Genomic DNA, 22,678 nt, shown 5'->3' on the forward strand with positions numbered 1-22,678 from the left:
CGACTGGCTATGGACTTACAACAATGAGCGCCCCAACATGGGCATCGGCGGCATCACACCCGCCCAGAAACTGAAGATGGCTGCCTGAAGTCTACTTCTGGGCCCCGTTAAAACGGGGAGGATTACCCCATGATTGCGACTTCAAGGGACATGGCCGAAGTGACTTCTCGTTCAGAGTGAGCTCAGAGCGTTACCAGCCCCTCTCAACGGCCCCTGGAGTCCGATAATGCGGATTATGCCAACTTGATCGAGGGAAAGGCATGCGGCACGCGTGAAAATCGCTTCCCAGAACGTGTCTCCCGCCGATCTTCGCAACACCAGAACCTTTCTCTATAAATCAAAGGCATACGCCTTTCCGGGAAGTGCCTCCCGAACTGGGAACAGCACTTCCCAGTTCCGACGACCGGTTGTCGGCCGCGCGGTGCGCCTTCCCGCCCCTGATCCAGCCTGTAACACCCGTTTATCAATGGTTTAAACACCGGCCTCCGAGGTGGCCTCCAAGGCCGCCCAATCGGAGACTTCGCCGCGATTTCGGTCTTTTCGGGGCCCTATGCAGATTTCGCGCCGCGCACCCTCTGCGCCGCCGGGCTGCACCTAAGCCCCTGTTTTCTTGTCGGCTCCCAGATAATACCGGCTGCTTTCACCTGTTCCCGGTCTACTGCAGATTCTCGTGTCACCTTACACGCGGGGAGGGGCTGTTCGCCCAGTTCGGTTGTTGTAGCTCGCCACGGATTCTTGCAGTGATTGACACCGAATGTTGCAGCAGAACGGTTTTCGGGCGGGAGGGCTGCGGCGGGGGTGTTGAAAGATTTGCTTTCAGGTCGACGGAGTTTGCCTTTGAGACCCGAGAAAGGGGTTTAGCGGCAGACCTTGGGTAAACCGAACTTGATCTGAAACGATCAGAAGTGCGCTACCGAGACGCTTAGTTTGTATAGAATACTGAATATCAAAGCTAAACTGGCGACGCGTTCGGTACAAATCTGATATCTCTGGGCAGTTATCGTAGGTGGTGACCCGCGTCGTGATCCAGCTGCGCCGGACATTCCCCCCCCCCACCACAAAGGTGGGAACCGCGATCACATCCAGCGTGTGGATCCAGGTCGAGGCATTCGGCGCATCGGGAATGCTGTTTCTGGCATAGCAATAGCGGCCCAAGGCAAGGTTGCGATCCTTAAGCGGGGTGGACCCGGCCAGCAGGACGCCGAAGGCCCCGAGCCCGAAATCCCCCACCTTCATCAGCCGCCCCGATGTGCCGTCCATCGGGTTCTGCGTGACCGCCGTACCGCTCAGCAACCCGTTGAGGATTGCCCCGGCATTGTTGACCTCAAAGCGATCTGCCCCGCCGGTGACAATGGCGGCGCGATTGGCGCCGGGGCGGCGCAGGCCGGTATCGAGATCCGTCAGAAAGGCCAGCCCCGGCAGCGCGGCCGTGCCGTCCCCGAACCGCCTGGCCAGCGGCCCATCCAGATAGCCCTGCTGCAAGGCGATCCAGGCCGCGACCTGCTGATTGACCCGCTGCGCCCAGCCCTGCGTCGGCTGCCCCGCATACCCGTCACGGAAGCTCTGGGATAAGTCCGTCCGGGGAAAGGGGAACCTCGGCCATCACCCGATTTGCGCAACAGAGCCCCTTCTTCGGCCAGCGGCTTGTGAGACGGGGAACAAAGCTTACATTGGAACCGCGTCGTGATCCTTGGAAGGGGGCGGCGCAACTCATCAAGGTCATCGCCCTGATGCGGATCAGGCAACCGTGATTTTCCTGAGGATCGGTCCATCCGGCATGACGCCGGAGGGTAGTTCGGCATATGAGGTTATCATGGGAAAAGGCGACAACAAGCGTGGGAACAAGGAAGTAAAGAAGCCGAAACAGGAAAAGCCCAAGACGCTGGCCACGGCCAATTCCGGCGCGGTAAAGCCGGTCTCGCTGGGTGAGAAAAAGGGCAAATGACCTAAATGGCACTGGGCCTGTTCATCGGCTCACTGCCAGCCGGCCAATCCGCTGTTCTTTGTCGCGTTGGGGGTCCGTGTCGCGATGCAGGACCGGCCCGGATCTCTGGCCCGCAGATCCAGCGCAGTGCGGGCCTTGTGAAGAGGCCGCATAGCGTGAAGAGGCGGCATAGCGCCCTGCCACGCCCCTGACGTCAGGCGATCCAAGCATCTGTTTTAAAATCTTTTCCTACAGCCTTCCTGTTGAATCTCGACCGTTTTCGCCTTGTTGCGATTTCTTAGTCTATCGCGGAATTGTCGGTAAACCGCGCCTTCAGGGGCAGATTGCGGGTGCGTTGCGCGGGGGCATTGAAGGGCGGAAACTCGTTGGGGCGATGCAGGCTTTGGCGTCAGCCGACGAGGCGGAAGAGCGATCGCCTTGCCTGAACGACCTCCTGTGCCTCGATCTTCTCGATCTTCCGGCGGAGTTTCGCAACCCGCGCCTCATGGTCCGTGAACGCCCGCTGCGGTTCCTCGCCCAAGCGCACCCGGGCCACGGATCTCAGATAATCGACAAAGATGAGTTCCTTCAGTTGATCCTTCAGATCGGCACTGACCATTGGGCGACCTCATACTCTTACACTCCAACCTTACGGTGCAACTTATCGTGGCAGAAAAAGGGCAAAGCGGGCCGGCCCCGTGCGATCGGCAATTTTCGGCAAAAAGCCGTCCACCCCCGGCAGATCGCCCGGTCCGGACGGTCGCGGATCGGCGGCATCCGCATCCGGTGGCAAGAAACAGCGCCGTAATCAGGACGGGCAATCGCCAGCGCAGCCGGACAGCGCATCATGCGGGTTCGTTCCGACGGGGGCGCCGGTCTTGCATCGCGCAGCCCTGACCCTGCGGCAAAGCCCGGGTTTCAAACCCTTGCGACACTCGGCAAAAATATCTGAAAAACATACAAAAGCGGAAAACCCGCCCCATGAGATATTACAGAGGCGGGCTTTTCGGGGCGGGCTTTCCGGGGCGGGTTTTCCGGCCCTGAAAGCCCCGGCCGTCAGGCGGCATGACAGAGCGCGGGGCGCTGATGTTGTTCGATCAGGGCCTGATGCAGCGCGGCAATGGCCGGGTTCAGCGCGTCGCGGTCCAGAATGAACTGCACATCGACATTGCGCGGGCCCTGCGTTGCACCGATCGCCTCAAGCCCCGCCCCGGCAATGGCCTGAAGCCCCCGGGTCAGCACCGAAAGCCCCGAAAGATCGCGGCCGACCACTGCCGCCATCGAGATGCGGCGCGATGAGATTTCAGCCGAGGGATAACGCCGGGCCAGATCCTTTTCGACCCGCCGCAACAGCTTGAGCGAGGCATCGACATAATGGGTGATCGTATTGGCGTTCGAAACCTTCGAGACGATCCGCACATTGTGCCGCGTCAGCACCTCAAGCACCGAGGCGTCATAGCCCTTCACCCCGACCATGTCCTGTTCAAAGAGTTCCAGCGCGATAAGATCAAGCCCGGTGACGATCTCGACCGCCGGTTCCTCGGCGGGCTGATCGTCGATCAGCGTGCCGGGATCTTCGGGTTCAAAGGCATTGCTGACCCGCAGCGGCACGCCGGACTGGCGCAGGGTCTTGGCGGCCTTGGGATGGATCGCCTCCATCCCCAGATTGGAAAGCTGGTCTGCCACGTCGTAATTGGTGCGGCCCAGCTTGCGCACGACCCCTTCCCCGACCAGCTTGGGATCGGCCGATGACAGGTGGAATTCCTTGTGGATGATCGCCTCTCGCGCGCAGGTCAGCGCGGCAAGCCGTGAAAAGGTCACCTCGGAATAGCCCCGGTCGAATTCGGTCATCAGCCCTTCGACGCATTGCGCATAGCCGGTGACGATGGGCATTTCGGTGGCGGGGTCGACCCCTTCCATCGCCGAGGTGATCCGTTCGTCAAGACCCAGATCGCCGCCATCCCGCCAGCCCGACAGATCGACGAAACGCGCATTCACACCCGCCCGCAACAGCATCAGCGTGGTGACAAAGGCCGAATGCGCCTCACCAAGACCTGACAGCAGTTCCCGCGTCGAGGCCATATGTTCCGACAGCCGGAAATGCCCGTAGGAGCACAGGCGCTGCAGATCGATCAGGCAGTTGCGCGCGCCCAGAATGCGGTCATGCACGAAGGCATCGGCGCGTTCCAGATCGGCGGGATGGTCCAGCACCCGTCCATGGGCCTCGCGCATCGCCTCGGCAGCGCGGTCCAGCCGGTCATGCCAGCCATGGCCGCTGTCATTGTTGGCAAAGGCGGCAAAGGCCCCCGGCTCCCCTGATTTCTTGTGCTCCAGCAGCAGGTTGGTGATCCCGCCAAAGGCCGAGACCACGAAGATGCGGCCATAAAGATCCGCCCCCTTGCGGTCGCCGATGATCAGCGTGTCGCGCAATTCATGGATGCGCGACATCGATGTTCCGCCGATCTTTTCTACGGTATGGGTCATGTCAGCCCTCATCGGCAGCGGCATAGGACCCGTCTTCGCGGTGCACTTCGGTGCCGGTGACCGGCGGGTTGAAGACGCAGGCCATGACCAGCTCTTCCTCGGCCCGCAGCGTATGGCGGTCATGGTTGTTGAGCGCATACATCACGCCGGGTGTGATCTGATGCGTCTCACCGGTGGCCAGATCGGTGATCGAGCCCTTGCCCTTCATGCAATAGACGTTCTCAAAGTGGTTCTTGTATTCGAACGTATGTTCGGACCCCGCCTCAAGCGTGGTGATATGAAAGGAAAACCCCATACCGTCACTTGCCAGCAGCATCCGGACCGAGGTCCATTTCGCATCCGACACCATGCGGGACTGGTCGTTTTTCAGAATCTCGTTGAAGTCGCGTACAATCATGTCGTCATTCCTTATTCTGCAGCCAGCGTGACCCGTTGCGCCATCGCGTCGCGCGTGGCGTCAAGCAGGATGTCAAAGCCCTTGCGGAAGGTCGCGGCCGGAGTGGTCAGCGGCGCGAGGACCTTGACCACCTGATCTTTATTGCCCGAGGTCTCGATCACCAGCCCCATCTGATAGGCGCGGCCACAGATTTCACCGGCAAGTTCACCGGATCCCACATCAACCCCCTGCATCAGACCACGACCCTTGAGCCGTGCACCGGGAACGAGGGCTGCAACCTTCTGCAGCGCATCGCGCAGCAGGGCGGATTTTTCGGCAAGCTCGCGCTGAAAACGGCCATCGGACCAGAATTTTTCAATCGCGACGCGGGCGGTGACAAAGGCATGGGTATTGCCGCGGAAGGTGCCGTTATGTTCGGCCGGGCCGAAAACATCATGCTCGGGGCGCACCAGCACCATGGCCATCGGCAGACCAAAACCCGAAAGCGATTTGGCCATGGTCACGATATCGGGGGTCACATCCATGGTTTCAAAGGAAAAGAACGTGCCGGTGCGGCCGATACCGGCCTGAATGTCGTCGATGATCAGAAGCGCGCCATGTTCTTTGGCAAGGGCCGCCACGCGGCGCACCCATTCGGGGCTGGCTGCGTTCAGCCCGCCTTCGCCCTGCACGGTTTCAAGCAGGATCGCCGCAGGCGCGTCGATACCGCCCGACGGATCGCCCAGCATCTGTTCAAGCAATGCGGCACTGTCCACGCCTTCGGCATAGCCATCGAAAGGCAAGCGCGTCACGCCCGCCTTGTCCATCCCCGCCCCACCGCGATGATAGCTGTTTCCGGTCGCGGCCAGCGCGCCCATGGTCACCCCGTGAAAGCCGTTGGTGAAGGCGATGATATTGCTGCGCCCGGTGACCTTGCGGGCAATCTTCATCGCGGCCTCGACCGCATTGGCGCCGGTGGGTCCGGTGAACATCACCCTGTGATCCATGCCGCGCGGGGCAAGGATATGGTCCTCAAGGGCGCGCAGAAAGGCGCCCTTGGCCTCGGTATGCAGGTCAAGCCCGTGGGCGATGCCATCCGAGGTGATATGGTCAATCAGTGCCGCCTTCATATCGGGGTCGTTATGGCCATAGTTCAGCGAGGAACATCCCGCCAGAAAGTCGATGTAGCAATTGCCTTCGGAGTCCTTCAGCTCTGACCCGGAGGCGCTGGTGAAGACGGCGGGCATGCCGCGGCAATAGGACCGCGCCGCGCTTTCGCGACGTTCGAAGATAGACGGGGTCGGTGTCATGTCCTTGGGCATGAGTCATCCTTTCGCACTTGGTGCGTTGCTTGTATTTCTGAATTGGGGATCAGGCCGCGCGGGCCAGTGTCGACACCTCGGGCAAGGCGATCGTCACCATATGCTCGGTCGCGTGCTGGCCGTCGAAATGTTCATCACACTTGAAATGCGGGGCATCGGTCAGCTTGCCGCCGATGATCCGGGCAAAGCTTTTGAACAGGCCCCAGGACGCGGCGTTGTCCTTGGTGATGGTGGTCTTGAGATGCGTCGCCTCGTCACAGGCGGCGCGATCCACCAGTTCCAGCAGCATCTTGCGGCCCAGCCCAAGACCACGGGCCTTGGCGCTGACCGCGACCTGCCAGACAAACAATTCGCCCCGGTCGGGGATCATATGACCCGAGACCCAGCCGACGATTTCACCATCCAGTTCGGCCACCACGCAGGTATCGCGGAAATGATCGGCCTGAATCAGGTTGGCATACATCGAATTTTCGTCGAGCGGCTTGCATGATCTGATCAGCGCCCAGATATCGGCCCCGTCCGTCGCAAGTGGCTTACGCAGGCGAGGCATCCGTTGTCGGGGGGTGGCGATATCTTTCGGCATCTGTTCCGTTCCTTCGATTGGCTTGTTGCTCAACTGAAACTGGTTAGACACACACCGCATACTGCTTAGGCATGCTAAGTATATCGGTTCGGGATAAAATTCAACCTGTGAAGCGTTTTTCTTTCCCAGATGCAGCATTTTAGAGGGCATGCAGAGGCATGATGTAGAGTTTTTCAGTCTGTCTGTACCACTCTTCAGGCGCATGATGCTGCATCTGCCGAATTATTTTTGGCACGTCGCGGAAGGATTGATGCGATGGGATGCTTCATGCGATACTGGCGCGATGGAGACCCAAGGTGATCGCATTGATGACTGCCTGATCGCGCTGCGGCGTATCCTGCGCGCAACCTGGCTGCATGAGCGGGAGCTTGCACAGGCCGCCGGTCTGACCCCGGCGCAGCTTCGCGTGCTTCAGATCCTGAACGGGCGGCCGGATGGCAGCACGACGCCCAAGGCGCTGGCAACCCAGATGGGCGTGGCGCAGGCCACGATCACCGCCCTGCTGGACAAGCTGGAAACGGCAGGCAAGATTACCCGGCGGCGGTCCCAGGCGGACCGGCGGCAAAGCAATGTGGTCATCACGCCTGCAGGGCGCGCCGCGCTGAAAAACGCGCCGGATGCGCTGCAACAGCGATTCGTGCGCGCGTTCGAGCGGATGCAGGACTGGGAACAGGCCCAGCTTGTCGCCTCGCTGGAGCGTGTGGCGGCCATGCTGAACGCCAAGGATATCGACGCCTCGCCGGTTCTGAGTGCAAGCGACATCCACTCCGCCGACAAGCCGGACTAGGGCATCCGACACGCCACAACGATCATGTCAGTGCGGCTGCGCGCGCAGTCATCCGGGGCGCCAGATCGCAAGGGCGGGCAAGGGCGATGCCCCCCCGGATACTGCCCTCAGTCGGCAACTGCGCTGCAACCCGATTTATAGGTGACGATCGGCCATTCCTCACGCCGCAGGGCGGTCTTGGCCAGCCAGCCCTGCGTGTCACCAAAGGCCGCCCGGCACCACAGCCCGTCCGAGGCGACAAGACATTGATTGACGCGGATGCAGGCCCCGTCAGGAATGGTGCCGATCTGGGTGGCATCGCGGCGCGGTTGCCCACGAACGACCAGATTGCCGAAGATTTCGATCTCGGCCAGCATCCGGTCGCCCTCGGGCGTGAAGATCGGAAGCGCCAGATCCCCCGGACCGGCGCAGACCGGGGTCAGCCCGACAAAATAACAGCGATGCCGCTGCACTGCGAGCGCAAGCGTCTCGGAGGTGCCATCGCCTTTCGCGCGCTCAACCACAAGACCGCGCTGGTCTTTCAAGGTGGTTCCGGTGACGCGACGCTGATTGCCCCCCAGTTCGGCGGTCTGGTTTTCGGCGGCATCGAACAGGCGCAGGACACCGCCCTCAATGCTCCAGGACGTCAGATCCGCCAGCGCGCCGCTGCAATTTCCCGACGCCCCTTCCAGTCGTCCGTCCCGGCCCGTCTCAGTGGCTGTCAGCGTCAGCGCGCAGGGTTCAGCCGCCGAGTGGAATCCCGGATCGAAAACGAACCACTCGCCCGAGAAAGCCTCGATCAACTGCGCGCGCGATTGCGCCGAAGCGGATCCGGCAACTGCGATGATGGCTGCGGAAAGAAAGGCTAGAACAGGGACTTGGCGCATGGGATTACTCTGTCAGATGAATTCAGTCTGCTTCGCGCGTGATCCGGGTCTGGCTATGCGCCACGATCCCGTCGGCAGCTTCCACCACCAGATCCACGGCAAGTGTCGATGTCGTGTCAAAATTGATCTGGGTCGAGGCGACCGAAAACCGCGCACCCTGCTGCAGCATCAGCGTTCTTGCCTGCCGCGTGGTCATATTGCCGCCGCTGCCGGAATGCTGAATTTCCAGTCGCGCCGTGGCTTCACCGGTCCCGCCTGATACGAAACCCTCTATGCGCAGCGCACCATCCAGTCTTGTCAGTTCAATCGTCGAAACCGGACTATCGTCGGCGCAGGCAACGGTTCCGGCAATCAGACCGGCCAGAACGCCCGTGCCCAGCTTTGCGCAAGACGGCATTTCAGAAGGAATACTGGGTGATTGCGACGCTGCCGCCATTCGATATGACGGTGACACCCTGCGGATTGACGGCATTATTGCCGATCTGGGTATAACTGGCCGTAGTTCCCGCGCCTTCCACAACCAGCGCATTGCTGTTGCCGCTGCCAACTTGGCGCAGCGTGCCTTCTGCGCCCGCGCCAGTCACGACAAGGCTTGCATCGTTGAAAAAGCCGGTCTGCATAATGCGGCCCGCCGCGGGATTGAGACCGTCAGGCGAATTGACCTCCAGCGAGGCATTGTTGCCATCGCCAAGCTGCAGGATGGAACCAAAACCATAAAGCCCGGAAATCACGCCATCCGCCGTATTGCCGATGGCAAATCCCGTCAGCGCGTTGTTCTGGTTCAGCGCCACCGAGCCGCCATTGCCGGTAACGGTCAGATTGGCAACATTGGCCGAACCGATCTGCGAGGCGGGCAGATCGCCTGCCCTGTCGCCCGCGACCACAGAGCCGGAAGCATCGGACTGGTCGATGTAAAGGGTATTCCCCGCCGCGCCATCAGAAATCTGCAACAGGTTCAGGCTGTTGCCGTCCCCTGCAAGACCAGCCGCCGCAGAGGCGACCAAGGCCGCGAAGGACACTGCAAGGATCGTGCGCACGAAGGAACCCCAATTCAAATGAGTCTCTGAGATGCACGACCTTATCATTAATTTGTCGATTGGGATACAACTATCATGTTGCGCTGACCCGATTGCGAGAAGGCAACATTGTTTCCGATTCCACTTTGCTGGATCGCCGCCTGGTTGCCGGATCCGGTAATAACGCCGTCAATCACATTCCACTGGCCCTGCTGACGGGTCGCAAAGACATTGTCGCTTCCCGTGACCTTCAGGCCAAGCTCATTGCCCCAGCCCGATTGACTCAGGCTGCCCGGTTCCAGACCCAGACCGGAAACCAGACGCGAGGCCCAGGGCTGAAATCCGCCATTCCGGTCGCCAATGATTTCGACATCAATGATGTTCGCGTCCGGAATTCCGACATCAAGAAATTCCTGCGCTATGTGAATATGATTGTCATCCCCTTCGACCGCAAAGCGGATTATCTGATTCTCGTGCGAAATGCCATTGGCCGAGACCGGCCCCGAGAATGCGAGCAGCATCAGAAGGCCACCCTTTGCCACCGTCATCCACGACATGCCCCACCTCACATGCTGTCATTTGAGAACAGGCTTGCATCGCGTTGTGGTGACACCTAGGCAAGATCATGGCAAAAGAATTGCCCGCGTTTCCAATTATTCGGATCGGCAAAGGACTTTGCGAAGCCCCGCAGAAAGGCAACAGAAAGGTAAACCGCCCTTGTCCTGACGGGCGCAAGGGCGGTGTGACCGGGTCAGGCCCCCTGTCAGCCGATGACTTCGCCATCCTCTGCGGCAGGCGGCGGCGCGGGCGGGGTCGCCTGCGCGGGCGGCAGCACACGCTGGGTCACGGGACCGGCGCGCTGCGGTGCCGAGCGGGGAAGCGGGCGGGTCTGCACAACGCGGGTCGCATTACGGGTATCGGGCGGCATTGCGACGCTGCGCTGGGTCTGCATCGTGGTGCCGCGATATTTCTCACGGCGGTAGATTTCCAGCAGCTTCGCGCCATCATTGGGCCGTGCGAAGGACCAGACGCCCAGATCGGCACCTTCAAGGATCAGGCTGAACACAGCCTTTTCGATGGCCATCTGGACGGCAACCTGCTTGGCCTCATTCGCGGCGACGCCGGTCTCGATCTCAAGCAGTTTGTCCAGTTCGACATAGGTGAAGGCCCCGCCCCGCAGTGATGTCGAGGCGATCGGCTTGTCCACCATCACGCTGGCCAGCACCTCACCGGTATCACTGGACACGGCGCGCAGGCTGACGGTGACGGTATCAAGCTTCCATTGCTGATCGCCGCCGATGCCCAGATATCGCGCGCCGAAACCGCCGGTCTGCACATTGCTGTCATAGCCGACAATCGCGCCCTGAATGATGATGCTGGCATGGCGCAGCGGCGGGATGGCATTCGGATCGGGTTCAGTCTCACCCCGGTAAAGGCGCCGCATCTCGGTCACGATCTGCCGCTCACGCAGCAGGTCATCCAGCGCGGTGCGGTCAAGGACCGAGAACCACCGACGTTCACCGGCATCCTGCAACGCCTTGATCAGGATCGGGCCGCCGCCCTGACTGACAGCGCGGGACAGCGATTGCACATTGTCACGTTCCCGGAACTGACCGGTCAGATCCGGCAGGTCATAGACCGAAACGGTGATGCGATGGTTGGGCCCCGGAAGCAGCCGCAATTGCAGGTTCTGTTCGGTGACCGCGGTCACCATGGCGGCATCCGGCGGGCCCAGCAGTTTGGCGCCGATATCGCCGCATCCGGTCAGCGCAAGCGCCGCCAGGCAAAGCGATGCTGCGCGGGTCAATGTCGTCAGGGTCATGGGCCGCTCGCAACCAGCTGGGGGACGATGATCTCGGTGACCGAACCGTCAAGGGTGTTGGTGATCAGAAGCCGGATTGTCTCCAGGCTGCGCTCAAAGGTGACGGTGGTCGTGCCGAAGGTCACCGTGCCGCTTTCCTGCGGATTGGTGCCAAAAATCGCATCCGTAACCTGGGCTGCGAGGGCCGACAGCAACCGGCCCTGAAGCTGGCGCACGAAAAGATCGGCATCGCTGCTGCCGGGCGTGCCGCCATCCACAACGCCCGAGGAACTGCCCGGCGCATCCCGCGCGGTTGCCGTCCGCTGCGCCCCTGCAATCGAAAGCAGATGCGAGGAATTCAGGGGATTGCCGCCAAAACTTGGGTTTACCGGCCGATAAACAAGATCTTGCGCCTGAACAACTGGCGCAAAAAGCAGTGTGGCGACGAAGAAAGCGCCCAGTATCGGTTTCATTTCATACCTTGCTGCATTGCATTTACCCGATTGGATAAAAGAAACGACAATCTTGAACATCAGGCTAACAACCTGCAATCGAAAAGCAATCGGCTTCCATTTTGCCATGCGGCGCAAGTGACGAATTTGCCACTTCGGCGCTGAAGGCGATACCGAACCCTAAAGCAGCACTGAACTGCCCCGACAGGATTGTCCGGGCATGCCAAAACAGCGGAAAACGATATACTGTTCTGCCGCCACCAAGGCGGCAAAACTCGACTGATGGGATGATGGTCTGTGCCCCCCGGACAACAGATGCCCGGACAAAATGCCCGAACGACAAAAGCCCGAACGACAAAAAAATCGTGTCAGTGACTGGAACCCTGCCAGCACGGATGCCTTCGGGAGCCAGCGGTTGAAAACACCAATACCAGTAAGTCACCGAATCGAAATCGAAGCATCGTGACAATAAAGGCAGGCCCGCAAAACACAAGAAGGTGCCGCTGCCCTGCGATGGACCATGCACCGGCAACCGGCCGATCCGCGTTTTTCCGAGGCGGTCAGGACGGGAAATGGATCTGCAAGGCGTTGCAGATGCGGAATTCAATCCAGCGGGCCGACGTGGTTCCGCGATTTGCCGATACGCATGGGGCACCGCGATGCGTATGGGGCACCGCAAAGACCGCCAGACGATACGCGCGCAGGCCGGCTTGGCGCCGGTGGATTGCCCTTGCGACTGTCCGCGATGCTGCGCGGCTTGCGCATTTTGCCTTTTTACGCCTGCCACGAACGATCCGGCCCGGACAGGCGGCGCACACACGGTACAGGGGGCAGGTTGCTCAGGACTGGTTAAGGGATGCGACCACCCGCGCCAGAGGAGTCTCTGCACCCCAGGAGCGCAGTGTGTCGGGAACAAAAAGGCCACCGAAACGACGACCCGGCCAGAAGAACTGTCTGGCATTATCGGCGGACCGATGAGCACCGGAAGCAAGCAACCTGTCCTTTTAGACAGGTGAATCACCGGGAATCAATTCAATGCAAAACCGATATTGCAAGACGCGACGCACAACCTAGCAGTAATTAAATAAAATCAATTCCACCAGGGGTTGCAAGTTGTGCATTTTTATCCAGTTATCTGAGACCGGAATGTATATCCACAGTCGTAAATAATGATAACCGGCCTGCATTGTTCACTCTTATCCGCTGTTTTCCAAGATAAACTGGGAATTTGTGCAAAAGCTCGCAAAAACTTGTTTCAACTATGCGCAATTTTGGTAAATTGTTCCGTGTTGTGTAGGTTTGGTGAGTGCTCAGGCGAAAGTATCGTCGGCTCCCAGCATGCCGGCGATTACCCAGCTTTTGCCAAGACGACTCTCCTGAACAGACACAGGTCAAAATTCGAAAGCTGCGGCCCTTGGCTGTGGCATGCCTTACGATTTCAGGGAGAGAATCGTGTCCAAGCCCAATCTTTTGCTCGTATCTGCGAGCGTCCTCGCCATGTCTCTGGCTACAGCCCATGCCGACAACAATGAGGCCTACCTGACCCAGAACGGGGATGGAAACGCATCTCTTGTTCAGCAGGCGGCAGGTCCGGGCGGAAACCGCGTCGGAACCGCGGTGGCCCCGATCCTGCAGAATGGCGACAATAACAGCTTCAGAGAGACTCAATCGACGGGCGGCGGCTTCAGCCGTGGCAGCAACGTCATCGACGCTGCCCTGCAAGACGGAAATTCCAACTCGTTTTCCTCGAACTATTCGAACAATGCCGGCAGCAACCTGATTGATGATGCACGGCAGATCGGCAACAACAACACGCTGTCGGTGGGGCGCAATGCCTCGATCGAGGGTGAGGTGACCAGCGCCCTGCAGCAGGGCAGCGGCAACAGCATGGTCATTACCCAGCAATCCGGCACCGGCAACACGATCCTGTCCGTGACCCAGACCGGTGACGGCAATGGCAGCGGCACCGTCAACCGGCACAACCGCGGCACGCAGATCGTGCAGGGCGGCGATAACAACCAGATCACCGAGGCCTCGATCACCGGCGACAACAATGACGCCCAGCATCCGAATGCCTCACCTCTGGTTCCGGGGGGCTATGCCTCGCTGGATATCCGCCAGTCGGGCAGCAATAACGGCGCGGTATCATCGGTGGCGCGGATGATCGGGTCCGGCGGCAACCAGATCGTGATTGATCAGGCCGGGAATTCGAACGGCTTCTCGATCCTGCAGGGCACGAATATCGGCCAGACCGGCAATGCTGCGCTGCTGGTGCAGACCGGCGATTTCAACACCGGTGAAGGCACGCAGGACGGCAATGACAACAGCCTGTCGATCACCCAGACCGGCGACAGCAATGGTGTCGGCATCAGCCAGACCGGCGACAACAACAGCGCCGTTGTCAACATTCTGGGCGATCTCAACGGCTTTGGCCAGATTTTCAGCGGCAATGCCCTGTCGGTCGGCCTGACCTCAGGCGAGATCTCCCAGACGGGCAGCATGAACCTCGCCTCGCTGGAGATCATCGGCAGTTCCAACGCCTTCGGCATGGACCAGACCGGGGATTCCAACGACATCGCCGGTTCGGTCGATGGCAGCTTCAACCAGTCTGCGGTGGCGCAGGGCGGCAACAACAATACCGCCAACTTCAGCCAGACCGGCAGCAGCAACAACGCGGCCATCATGCAGTGATTTCGGCCGGGCGGGTCAGTTTCCCGCCCGGTCCCAAGACCCGCTGATTCCTGTTCCAGATTATGGAGACGACCATGAAACGTGTGCTTTACACGACCACTTGCCTATTGCTTATTTCCACAACCGGCGCATTGGCCGACAACAATGAGGCCTGGCTGGACCAGTCGGGTACCGCAAACGTCGCGCTGATCCAGCAGACCGGGGCGGATAACGATGCCGGGTCCAACGCGCAGAACATCCGTCAGGTCAATCAGCGCAACCAGCTGACGATCCTGCAAGGCGGCAGCGGCAATGCGATCGGCCTTGAGGCCAACAGCAATGGCGGTGAGGCCGGGATCTATCAGATCAGCAACCGCGATGGCGTGAACGGCAATATCATCGACATCGAACAGGCCTCGGACAGCAACACGGTCGGCGCGATTTCGCAGACCAGCACCGGGACCATGTCGAACCTGCAGCGCAACACCGTGAACATCGAGCAATCTGGCGGCAACGGAAACAGAGTCGGCAGCGTTCAGCAGTGGCGCCAGTCCTCGCGCGGGAACTTTACCGATATCGCGCAGACCGGGGCGAGCAATACGATTGAGCGCGTGTCGCAATACAGCCCCAGCAGCGGCGGCGGCAACGCCCGCAATGAGCTGAATGTCACCATGTCGGGTGACGACAATGGCAACGGCGTGCTTACCGGTGCGGCCGACATGTCGGGTGCGATTGCGTCAACCCTGATTCAGGGTGAGGCCGCCAAGCGTGGCAGCAACAACCGTGCGACCCTGATCATCAGCGGCAACACCAACCAGTTCGGCGTCACCCAATATGGCGACCAGAATACGGTCGGCACCTTGACGATCTCAGGTGACTTGAACGAGGTCGGCACCTATCAGGACGGTTCCCTCAACGTCATCGCGGTGGCCGAGGTTGACGGCACGTTCAACAATGTCGGGGTTGAACAGATTGGCACGTCCAACAGCGGTTCGGTCGATATCAGCGGCAATTCCAACGGGCTGCTGATGCGCCAGATCGGTGGCACCAATATCGCCACTGCGATGATCACCGGCAATGACAATGGCTGGAACCAGTCGCTTTCGGGCAATGCCGGGCTGGTTGCGGGTGGAATGCCATCGGGTCTGATCGAACAGATCGGCGACAACAACACCGCGCATCTGGCCGTGACCGGCGATATGAACGCCTTCGCGCTCTCGTCCTTCGGCGCTGGCAACACGATCAACGGTTCGGTCACCGGCGACAGCAATCAGGTCGCCGTGGTGCAGGCTGGCGATATGAACACCGCCAACTTCACCCAGATCGGCAACGGCAACAACGCCGGCATCCTGCAATAAACCCAGATAGACCTCCCTGCCCCGGTTCCGGGTCAAGGCTTTCCCCTTTTCAACATCGAGCGAACCATGAAAAACCGTATCACCTTTACTCTGGCCTCCAGCCTTGCGGCGCTGGTCGCATCCGGCGCGCTGGCCGACAATAACGAGGCGCTGCTGTCGCAAAGCGGCAACAGCAACGCGGCCCTGATCGACCAGTCGGGGGCCAGCAATTCGACCGTCGGAGTCGACGGCCTGCTGTCGGCGGCAACGCAGAACGGCGATGACAACGTCCTGACGATCACGCAGTCGAGTGTCGACAACCATGTTGGCAGCAATGCTGCTGGTGCGCAGATGCTGCAGCAGGGCAATTCCAACGAGGCGACCGTCACCCAGTCCGGTCCTGTGGTCCCGTTTGACGAAAGCGGAAACGTCGTGAATGTGCTGACCCAGACCGGTGACAACCAGTCGGCCAGCATCACCCAGACCTCGGGCCGGAACCGCAACTACGCCAATCTTCAGCAATCGGTGGGCGGAACTGCGGGCAATGGCAACACGGCCACGATCCAGCAGACCCACAATGGCGGCAACGGTCAGCCGAATGCGCGCAACGAGGTTTCCTCGGGCACCGGCGCTGCCGGCGGCGTCATTCAGGCTGGCCAGAGAAACGATGCGGTTGTGACGCAGGAAGGCAACCGGCTGCGCCTCGACACGCTGCAGCAGACCGGCAACGACAACGCGGCCAATATCTATATGAGCGGCACGCGGATCGGTGGCCCGGGTCTGAGCGGTGCATCGGCGGAAAGCAACGCGGAAAGCTCCAAGATCCTGCAGACGGGGGATCGCAACCAGACTGCTCTGACGCTGACCGGCGAAGCGACGGCCTATGGCGTAACGCAGACCGGCGATGACAACCTCGCGCTTGGCATCATCGTCTCGGGCATGGACAACCTTGTGGGTGTCGGCCAGTTCGGGAATGACAACGAAATCGCGCTTTCGGCCATCACAGGCGACCGCAACAATGTGGGCTTCCGCCAGACCGGCGACAACAATTTTGCCAGCACCAATCTTGGTGGCAATGACAACACCGCGCTGACCGTCCAGACCGGCAACAGCAATGACGGCGACATCTCGGTCGTGGGCGATGACAACACAACCGGCATTGACCAGAGCGGATCGTTCAACACCGCATCCGGTGTTATCGGCGGTGATGACAACGCAACCGACCTTGTGCAGGACGGCACGCTGAACAGTGCCACCGCCTCAGTGACAGGCAATGGCAACACGACCGGGACCGACCAGACCGGAACGGGCAATTCTGCCATGGCAACGGTTCTTGGTGACAGCAACGCCACCACGGTCCGTCAGGATGGCGTGCTGAACTTCGGCACCGCCACAGTTGCAGGCAGCGGCAATACCACGCTGACCGATCAGGCTGGCAACGGCAATTCCGGCGATGCGACCGTCTCGGGCGACAGCAATGAGACCACTGTCACGCAGGATGGAAACGCGAACACCGGTACCGCCGATGTCGCCGGGAACGGCAACATCACCTCGGTGACGCAGGACGGCAACCTGAATACCGCCGATGCCATGGTTACCGGCGATGGCAACCTTGCCACCTCGATCCTGCAGGACGGTACGCTGAATGGCGCCGATCTGATGGTTCTGGGCGACAACAATGTTTCGACCTCGATCCTGCAGGACGGTACGCTGAATGACGCTTCGGCCTCGGTCACCGGCAACTTCAACACGACCAGCATCAGCCAGACCGGCAGCCTGAACGAGGGCGCGCTGACCATCGTTGGTTCGTCGAACAGCTCCAGCCTTGGGCAGGACGGCGACCGCAACGTCGCGACCGGAACGGTGACGGGCGACAGCAACACGCTGGCCGCTTCGATGAACGGTGATCGCAACCGCCTGCAGATCACGCAGGATGGCGGTGACAACAGCCTGAATGTCAGTGTGACGGGCGACCGCAACAACCTGACGCCGGGCTTCTTCAACCCGGGTTCGCCCGATTTCTCGGGTGCGGCCCTGACGGCCAATCTGGGCGGTCTGGTGCGGGGTGAACTGACCCAGCAAGGCACCGGCAATGACCTTGGCCTGACCGTGGTCGGTGATCGCAACAGCTTTGCCATGGCCCAGATCGGCAGTGAAAACGGCATCAGCGGTTCGATCAGCGGCAACCAGAACCAGGCTGTGGTTTCGCAGAATGGCAGCTTCAACTCTGTCGGCTTCACACAGACCGGCAACTTCAACAATGCGGGCATCGTCCAGTAATCGGATGCCTTTGCCGCGCGCCCCTTTCAGGGGCGCGTGGATCCTCGTTGAACACAAGGTTTCAGCATGTCTTCCGGACGGTTCATCGCCATTCTGATTGCGAGCATGGCAGCCGCCCCGATGGCGGCGCGCGCCGATGGCAATGCCGCCTTTCTGGTGCAGGGAGGATTGCCGGGGCTGACCGGCGCCGGAAACAGCGCCAGCATCGACCAGTCCGGCGGCAGTGACAATGCGGCCGGGCGCGCCGGTCTTACCATGCAGCAATCCGGCTTGGGCAATACGCTTTTCCTGTTGCAGACGGGCGACCGTAACAGCACCGGGACAGCGCCGCTTGCACCCTTGCCCCAGACGGGCCTTGTGCAAGCCTCAGACAGCGCCAGCGGCACGAATCTTGCCCAGATCACCCAGCGCAATGACGATAACCGCGTCGGCAGTCTTGCCCAGATCGCCGAGGGTGCAGGGCTAGCGGGATTTGGCACGGGATTTGGCAATGAGCTGATCGTCGAACAGGGCCTTGCCGAGGTTGCAGCCTCGGGCGGGAATGACCTTGGAATCGCGACCCAGAACCGTTCCGGCGGCGTGGCGGGCAATCACGCCCGGCTGCAGCAGGCCGGGGCCGGAAACCGCGTTGACGAGATCCGCCAATATGCCGCCGGACCGGCTGGCGCCAGCGCCAACAGCCTGCGCCTCGAACAGACGGGGGATGCGAACGGGCTTGCCCCGCTGGGCGGTGAGGCGGCGCTGACCGGCGCGCTTGGCGGGCATTTCGTCCAGGGTGAGGCCGGGATGGTGGCCTATGGCAATCGTCTTGATCTGCGCATGGTCGGGACCGGCAATCAGGCAGGCACGATCCAGACCGGAAGCGACAACAGCATCGGCGTGGTGCTGCCCGTGCTGCTGCAGGGCGCCGACAATCACTTGGGCGCGGTGCAGACCGGAACCGCCAATGACCTGTCGATCACGGTTCTGGGCGACCGCAATGATATCGGATCCGTCCAGAACGGCGTCGGAAACGGCATCGCGATTGCGATAACCCCCGCCGGATCGGACAACCGACTGTCGATCCGGCAGGACGGCACCGACAATGCGCTGATCGCAACGCTTTCGGGTGATCTGAACAGCATCGGCCTTATTCAGGACGGCACCGGGAATTCCAGCCTTTTCGACGTGCTGGGTGACCTGAACCGGATTGAAGGCAAGCAATCGGGCACCGCGAATGAGGCGGTCGTGACCCAGACCGGAACCCAGAACAGCGCCGTTTTCTCACAACTCGGCGGTTTTAACTCGATAACGATTAACCAATAATGGCAGGTGCGCGACCGTGATCACAGGACCCTTCAGACATTCGGGACTTGCCTTGGCCTTCCTGCTGTCGATGCCGGTGGCGGGCCAGACGCAGAACATTGAAAACAGCACCGTGATCGACCAGAACGGCGCGGACAATGCGGCCGTGGTCGATCAGATCGGCTTGGGCAACATCGCCGGAACCGAGGATCTGATCCTGTTTCAGGAAGGCTATCACAACAGTCTGGTGATCCGGCAGGATGGCAATGCCAATCAGATCGGGACAACAGGAAGCGGCCTGCTGCAGCGCAACAGTTTCGGTCGTTTCGACAGCCAGAACCGCGCAACGATCCGCCAGCAGGGCAATAACAACCGCGTTGATGAGGTGGTGCAGCGCGTTCTGGGGCCGGTTCCGACCGACGCCAACAGCCTGACCATCGAACAGAATGGCGGGGACGGCAATGTCATCCAGCGCATCGACCAGAACCAGCAATCAGGCATGCCGGGCCAGTCGGCCGATGTCACGATGACGGGGTTTGGCAATCGCATCGACATGCTGCAACAGGAAAGCGCCTCGGACCTTCTGGACGAATCCAATGATGTTTTCCTGCTGATCACCGGGGACAATAACGGCACGACCGCGCTGCGCGGCTATGCGGGCTTTACCGGGGCGATTGCCTCGACCCTGATCCAGCGCCGCGGAACCGAAGATACCGGGGCCAACGGGAACCTTGCCAATCTTGAAATCCTTGGCAACTCCAATGCGTTCGGCATCCTGCAACGCGGCCGGATCAACCGCACCGGGGCAATTGTCATCACCGGCGACGGCAATGCCATCGGCATCGAACAGGACGGAACCGAGAATGACATCGTGCTGTCGCTGGTCGAAGGCAATGACAATGAAATCGGCCTGTCGCAACTGGGCACCAATGTCGCGATTCTGTCGCTGCAGGGCAGCAGCAGCCGCAATAAGGTCCTGATCGACCAGATGGGCACCAATGACGCCCTGACCGAGATTGCCGGAGACCGCAATGTCATCACCACCCGGCAAGGGCTTGAAGCCGGGCTTGGCGGCACCAATCAGGCCGAGACGCGCGTGACCGGCGATGACAACCGGGCAGACCTGTTACAATCGGGCCGCAACAGCGCACTGATCCTGATCGAAGGCAATGGCAATAACAATACGACCGGGTTTTCCATGGATCTGGCCGATCTTGCCGTCGGCAGCTATGAACAGCGCGGCTTTGGCAACAGCGCCTCGGTCGCGGTGCTGGGGGATGCCAACATGTCCGCCTTGTTGCAGAACGGTCTGGACAACTCGATCCTTCTCAGCGTGCAGGGTAACGAGAATGAGGCAGTCCTGCGCCAGATCGGCAATGGCAATGCCGCCGGCCTGACCCAGAACGGCATCGCCAATATCGCCCTGATCCAGCAATAGGGCGCGGAGCGCGCGCTTTCCATCGTCGCGCGACCCGGGGTGCGGGCAATCCGGGGCGGTCAGCCCGAACTGGGTTGCCCTGTCATGCCAACCAGCCGCGACAGCAGGATCACCGTGTAAAGCACACCCAGAACCGCCTCGAAGATCGCGAAGGACTGGGCAAGGAACCCGATCGGAAGCACATCGCCATAGCCCACGGTCGTCAGCGTGACATAGCTGTAATAGAACAGGATCTGCCAGTTGACCGCTTCCCCCGAGGACATCACGAAGGAGCCCGGCACGATCCATTCGATCAGTGCGAAAATCGCGGCAAAGCCAGATCCGACCACAAGATAGATCGCAGCGGCCGCGATCAGCACATCCGACATCACCTTGGTCGACCGGAAGATGTAGATCGTCAGCACCACCGAGATGACAATGTGGTAAAGGATCGAGGATAGATAGACGGCCGCAGGGCTGTAGATGCCCGGCGCATAGGTATTGGCAATCTCGGCCCCGATCAGCAGCAGGCTGCTGAACAATGCCAGAAGCCGCAGCCTGACATCCGCCAGCAGGCCGAAGGTGGCAACCGTGAACATCGACCCGTAGAAAAGATAGAAGATCAGCGGCAATATCCCGTCCATCCCCGTCACCGGATAGGTCAGATTATGCACAAGGATCGCGACCAGAAGCCCCAGCGTCACCGGCAGACCACCGGGGGCGGGGATACGGTTGATAAGCCCGATCATTTCGCGCCCCCCTTGCGATGGGACAGGGCCACAAGGGTGACCATCACCGCCAGAATGCCCGCCCCCAGCCATTCACCATTCAGCCGCAACGCGATCCAGCACCACAGGGCCAGCGCAAGGATTGCCGCCAGATAGGACAAGGGCATCCGTTCGGCCATGATGTGATGAAAGACCGCCGAGCCGGTCAGAAAGATCGTCGGCCCGAAAAAGGCGATCAGCGCCATCGGCATGGAGACATGCCCGTGCGGATGGGCAACGATCAGCTCGATGGCGACTGCCATCACGATCGTGCCGCAGATCATCAGCCCATGGGCATAGGCCAGCCCGGCCCGGGCCAGTTGCGCATGATCCGTTGCATGTTCAAAACGATGTTCCCCGATCTCGGTCAGATGCACGAAATAGATCCACCACAGGGAAACGATCAGCGCGAACCCGATCATCGTGGCCAGAAGCACATCGAAGCCCAGCTCGTTCTGCACCAGCAATCCGCCGATCAGCAGGATCGATTCCCCCAGGGCGATGATGAAAATCTGCTGATTACGCTCCAGCAGATGCAGCCCGCGCAGGGGCCAGCTGGTCATATCCGTGGCGCCCCGGCCTGGCAGCCAGAACCCCAGATAAGGTGCAATGTAGTCGATCAGCACTGCGATCAGCCAAAGAGCCAGCCGCTGTTCCGGCAGCAGGGCACCGGCAATCCAGAACAGACCCGAAACCACCCCCCACGCGAAAAGCTGGCCGTAATTGCGCCCCATCGCCTGCCCGCGGAACAGACAGGCCATATAGCCCGCACGGATCAGCGCCATGGCGACATAGGCCCCGGCAAAAAGCAGCGCGCGGTCGCCATAAGCCTCGGGCATGGCGGCCGCCATCAGAAGGGCGCAGGCCATCAGCACCGCCATCAGCATCCGCCCGCGATGATGGTTGGTATCCAGCCAGTTCGTGGCCCAGGCGGTATAGTTCCAGGCCCACCAGACAGCGGCGAAAAGGATCAGCCCCTCAAAGGCCCCCAGCCATGTTTCATGGGCCAGAAGAAAATGGGAAAGCTGAATGATCGCAAAAACATAGACCAGATCAAAGAACAGTTCCATGTTGCTGACGCGCGGGGTCTCCCCCGGGCTCAGCCGCCGCAGGGCCGCGACAGGCGCAAGATTTTCGATGATGGGATGGGGCATTTCGGGACCTGATACAAAGAGACACTCGTAAACCGGCAGCGCGAAGGTGACGGGGGCAGACCAGCCGAGGCCGACAGCCCTGCCGGACCTCGCACAGAGGGTCCGACACTGTCAGTCTGAACCACCCGCACCGTTTTTCAAGCCTGAATCCGATGACA

22 protein-coding genes are annotated in these 22,678 nt (G+C 60.7%); 7 read left to right on the forward strand and 15 right to left on the reverse strand.

Features of this window, described 5'->3' with window-relative positions; genetic code table 11:
- Window positions 1-816: 816 nt before the first annotated feature.
- On the reverse strand, window positions 817-1,482 hold the full coding sequence (locus JL811_RS16745) for a hypothetical protein (protein WP_202689857.1): 666 nt from the start codon (window positions 1,480-1,482) through the stop codon (window positions 817-819).
- Window positions 1,483-1,813: 331 nt separating this feature from the next.
- Here JL811_RS16745 and JL811_RS20180 point away from each other — a divergent pair, with 331 nt between their 5' ends.
- Complete coding sequence (locus JL811_RS20180; protein WP_273542502.1) at window positions 1,814-1,945, forward strand: hypothetical protein; 132 nt, start codon at window positions 1,814-1,816, stop codon at window positions 1,943-1,945.
- A gap of 388 nt (window positions 1,946-2,333) precedes the next feature.
- Here the strand turns inward: JL811_RS20180 and JL811_RS16750 are convergent, their stop codons facing one another.
- The 5 genes from JL811_RS16750 to ectA form a co-directional block, all read right to left on the reverse strand.
- Window positions 2,334-2,543: a hypothetical protein gene (locus JL811_RS16750; protein ID WP_202689858.1), complete on the reverse strand. Its 210-nt coding sequence runs from the start codon at window positions 2,541-2,543 to the stop codon at window positions 2,334-2,336.
- Window positions 2,544-2,980: 437 nt separating this feature from the next.
- Window positions 2,981-4,408, reverse strand: a complete 1,428-nt coding sequence (locus JL811_RS16755; protein ID WP_202689859.1) for an aspartate kinase — start codon at window positions 4,406-4,408, stop codon at window positions 2,981-2,983.
- A 1-nt stretch (window position 4,409) separates the two neighbouring features.
- Window positions 4,410-4,805, reverse strand: a complete 396-nt coding sequence (locus JL811_RS16760) for an ectoine synthase (RefSeq protein WP_202689860.1) — start codon at window positions 4,803-4,805, stop codon at window positions 4,410-4,412.
- Between the two features lie 11 nt (window positions 4,806-4,816).
- Window positions 4,817-6,106 carry a diaminobutyrate--2-oxoglutarate transaminase gene (ectB, locus tag JL811_RS16765; protein ID WP_202689861.1) on the reverse strand — a complete coding sequence of 430 codons (1,290 nt, stop codon included), beginning with the start codon at window positions 6,104-6,106 and terminating at the stop codon, window positions 4,817-4,819.
- A gap of 49 nt (window positions 6,107-6,155) precedes the next feature.
- The gene (gene ectA / locus JL811_RS16770) at window positions 6,156-6,689 is read right to left on the reverse strand and encodes a diaminobutyrate acetyltransferase (RefSeq protein ID WP_202689862.1); all 534 of its coding nucleotides are present in this window, start codon (window positions 6,687-6,689) and stop codon (window positions 6,156-6,158) included.
- A 250-nt stretch (window positions 6,690-6,939) separates the two neighbouring features.
- On the opposite strand from ectA, the gene JL811_RS16775 reads away from it, so the two are divergent.
- The gene (locus tag JL811_RS16775; protein WP_237685024.1) at window positions 6,940-7,476 is read left to right on the forward strand and encodes a MarR family winged helix-turn-helix transcriptional regulator; all 537 of its coding nucleotides are present in this window, start codon (window positions 6,940-6,942) and stop codon (window positions 7,474-7,476) included.
- 107 nt (window positions 7,477-7,583) lie between these two features.
- On the opposite strand, the gene JL811_RS16780 is transcribed toward JL811_RS16775, so the two are convergent.
- From JL811_RS16780 to JL811_RS16810, 7 genes are all read right to left on the reverse strand, one after another.
- Window positions 7,584-8,342, reverse strand: a complete 759-nt coding sequence (locus tag JL811_RS16780) for an SH3 domain-containing protein (protein ID WP_202689863.1) — start codon at window positions 8,340-8,342, stop codon at window positions 7,584-7,586.
- Between the two features lie 22 nt (window positions 8,343-8,364).
- Window positions 8,365-8,739, reverse strand: coding sequence for a curli-like amyloid fiber formation chaperone CsgH (gene csgH / locus JL811_RS16785; RefSeq protein WP_202689864.1), 375 nt, complete (start codon window positions 8,737-8,739; stop codon window positions 8,365-8,367).
- A 1-nt stretch (window position 8,740) separates the two neighbouring features.
- Window positions 8,741-9,379, reverse strand: coding sequence for a hypothetical protein (locus tag JL811_RS16790; protein ID WP_202689865.1), 639 nt, complete (start codon window positions 9,377-9,379; stop codon window positions 8,741-8,743).
- 47 nt (window positions 9,380-9,426) lie between these two features.
- Window positions 9,427-9,879 (reverse strand): hypothetical protein, encoded by a 453-nt coding sequence (locus tag JL811_RS16795; protein ID WP_202689866.1) that lies wholly within the window; start codon window positions 9,877-9,879, stop codon window positions 9,427-9,429.
- A 242-nt stretch (window positions 9,880-10,121) separates the two neighbouring features.
- Window positions 10,122-11,180: a CsgG/HfaB family protein gene (locus tag JL811_RS16800; RefSeq protein WP_202689867.1), complete on the reverse strand. Its 1,059-nt coding sequence runs from the start codon at window positions 11,178-11,180 to the stop codon at window positions 10,122-10,124.
- Window positions 11,177-11,692: a curli assembly protein CsgF gene (locus JL811_RS16805; protein ID WP_237685025.1), complete on the reverse strand. Its 516-nt coding sequence runs from the start codon at window positions 11,690-11,692 to the stop codon at window positions 11,177-11,179. Before JL811_RS16805 ends, JL811_RS16800 begins: the two co-directional genes overlap by 4 nt.
- 4 nt (window positions 11,693-11,696) lie before the next feature.
- Window positions 11,697-12,398, reverse strand: coding sequence for a hypothetical protein (locus JL811_RS16810; RefSeq protein WP_202689868.1), 702 nt, complete (start codon window positions 12,396-12,398; stop codon window positions 11,697-11,699).
- Between the two features lie 710 nt (window positions 12,399-13,108).
- On the opposite strand from JL811_RS16810, the gene JL811_RS16815 reads away from it, so the two are divergent.
- The 5 genes from JL811_RS16815 to JL811_RS16835 all read left to right on the forward strand — a co-directional run bounded on the left by JL811_RS16815 (window position 13,109) and on the right by JL811_RS16835 (window position 20,620).
- Complete coding sequence (locus tag JL811_RS16815) at window positions 13,109-14,302, forward strand: hypothetical protein (RefSeq protein WP_202689869.1); 1,194 nt, start codon at window positions 13,109-13,111, stop codon at window positions 14,300-14,302.
- A 74-nt stretch (window positions 14,303-14,376) separates the two neighbouring features.
- Window positions 14,377-15,639 (forward strand): hypothetical protein, encoded by a 1,263-nt coding sequence (locus tag JL811_RS16820; protein WP_202689870.1) that lies wholly within the window; start codon window positions 14,377-14,379, stop codon window positions 15,637-15,639.
- A gap of 66 nt (window positions 15,640-15,705) precedes the next feature.
- Window positions 15,706-17,898, forward strand: coding sequence for a beta strand repeat-containing protein (locus tag JL811_RS16825; protein WP_202689871.1), 2,193 nt, complete (start codon window positions 15,706-15,708; stop codon window positions 17,896-17,898).
- A gap of 66 nt (window positions 17,899-17,964) precedes the next feature.
- Window positions 17,965-19,203 carry a hypothetical protein gene (locus JL811_RS16830; protein ID WP_202689872.1) on the forward strand — a complete coding sequence of 413 codons (1,239 nt, stop codon included), beginning with the start codon at window positions 17,965-17,967 and terminating at the stop codon, window positions 19,201-19,203.
- A gap of 52 nt (window positions 19,204-19,255) precedes the next feature.
- Window positions 19,256-20,620, forward strand: a complete 1,365-nt coding sequence (locus JL811_RS16835; RefSeq protein ID WP_202689873.1) for a hypothetical protein — start codon at window positions 19,256-19,258, stop codon at window positions 20,618-20,620.
- A 59-nt stretch (window positions 20,621-20,679) separates the two neighbouring features.
- Here the strand turns inward: JL811_RS16835 and JL811_RS16840 are convergent, their stop codons facing one another.
- Together JL811_RS16840 and JL811_RS16845 are read right to left on the reverse strand one after the other, a co-directional pair.
- Window positions 20,680-21,348 (reverse strand): potassium channel family protein, encoded by a 669-nt coding sequence (locus JL811_RS16840; protein WP_202689874.1) that lies wholly within the window; start codon window positions 21,346-21,348, stop codon window positions 20,680-20,682.
- Complete coding sequence (locus JL811_RS16845; RefSeq protein ID WP_202689875.1) at window positions 21,345-22,520, reverse strand: low temperature requirement protein A; 1,176 nt, start codon at window positions 22,518-22,520, stop codon at window positions 21,345-21,347. The genes JL811_RS16840 and JL811_RS16845 overlap by 4 nt, the downstream gene beginning before the upstream one ends.
- Window positions 22,521-22,678 lie beyond the last annotated feature (158 nt).

Origin of the sequence: Szabonella alba, from assembly GCF_016765775.1 — a bacterium.
Taxonomy (GTDB): domain Bacteria; phylum Pseudomonadota; class Alphaproteobacteria; order Rhodobacterales; family Rhodobacteraceae; genus Szabonella; species Szabonella alba.

What these genes read in the sequence shown, in the direction of transcription:
- JL811_RS20180 (WP_273542502.1), top strand. Translation starts at nt 1,814, where the DNA reads ATGGGAAAAGGCGACAACAAGCGTGGGAACAAGGAAGTAAAGAAGCCG.
- JL811_RS16750 (WP_202689858.1), bottom strand. Translation starts at nt 2,543, where the DNA reads ATGGTCAGTGCCGATCTGAAGGATCAACTGAAGGAACTCATCTTTGTC.
- JL811_RS16755 (WP_202689859.1), bottom strand. Translation starts at nt 4,408, where the DNA reads ATGACCCATACCGTAGAAAAGATCGGCGGAACATCGATGTCGCGCATC.
- JL811_RS16760 (WP_202689860.1), bottom strand. Translation starts at nt 4,805, where the DNA reads ATGATTGTACGCGACTTCAACGAGATTCTGAAAAACGACCAGTCCCGC.
- ectB (WP_202689861.1), bottom strand. Translation starts at nt 6,106, where the DNA reads ATGCCCAAGGACATGACACCGACCCCGTCTATCTTCGAACGTCGCGAA.
- ectA (WP_202689862.1), bottom strand. Translation starts at nt 6,689, where the DNA reads ATGCCGAAAGATATCGCCACCCCCCGACAACGGATGCCTCGCCTGCGT.
- JL811_RS16775 (WP_237685024.1), top strand. Translation starts at nt 6,940, where the DNA reads ATGCGATGGGATGCTTCATGCGATACTGGCGCGATGGAGACCCAAGGT.
- JL811_RS16780 (WP_202689863.1), bottom strand. Translation starts at nt 8,342, where the DNA reads ATGCGCCAAGTCCCTGTTCTAGCCTTTCTTTCCGCAGCCATCATCGCA.
- csgH (WP_202689864.1), bottom strand. Translation starts at nt 8,739, where the DNA reads ATGCCGTCTTGCGCAAAGCTGGGCACGGGCGTTCTGGCCGGTCTGATT.
- JL811_RS16795 (WP_202689866.1), bottom strand. Translation starts at nt 9,879, where the DNA reads ATGCTGCTCGCATTCTCGGGGCCGGTCTCGGCCAATGGCATTTCGCAC.
- JL811_RS16800 (WP_202689867.1), bottom strand. Translation starts at nt 11,180, where the DNA reads ATGACCCTGACGACATTGACCCGCGCAGCATCGCTTTGCCTGGCGGCG.
- JL811_RS16805 (WP_237685025.1), bottom strand. Translation starts at nt 11,692, where the DNA reads ATGTTCAAGATTGTCGTTTCTTTTATCCAATCGGGTAAATGCAATGCA.
- JL811_RS16815 (WP_202689869.1), top strand. Translation starts at nt 13,109, where the DNA reads ATGTCTCTGGCTACAGCCCATGCCGACAACAATGAGGCCTACCTGACC.
- JL811_RS16820 (WP_202689870.1), top strand. Translation starts at nt 14,377, where the DNA reads ATGAAACGTGTGCTTTACACGACCACTTGCCTATTGCTTATTTCCACA.
- JL811_RS16825 (WP_202689871.1), top strand. Translation starts at nt 15,706, where the DNA reads ATGAAAAACCGTATCACCTTTACTCTGGCCTCCAGCCTTGCGGCGCTG.
- JL811_RS16830 (WP_202689872.1), top strand. Translation starts at nt 17,965, where the DNA reads ATGTCTTCCGGACGGTTCATCGCCATTCTGATTGCGAGCATGGCAGCC.
- JL811_RS16840 (WP_202689874.1), bottom strand. Translation starts at nt 21,348, where the DNA reads ATGATCGGGCTTATCAACCGTATCCCCGCCCCCGGTGGTCTGCCGGTG.
- JL811_RS16845 (WP_202689875.1), bottom strand. Translation starts at nt 22,520, where the DNA reads ATGCCCCATCCCATCATCGAAAATCTTGCGCCTGTCGCGGCCCTGCGG.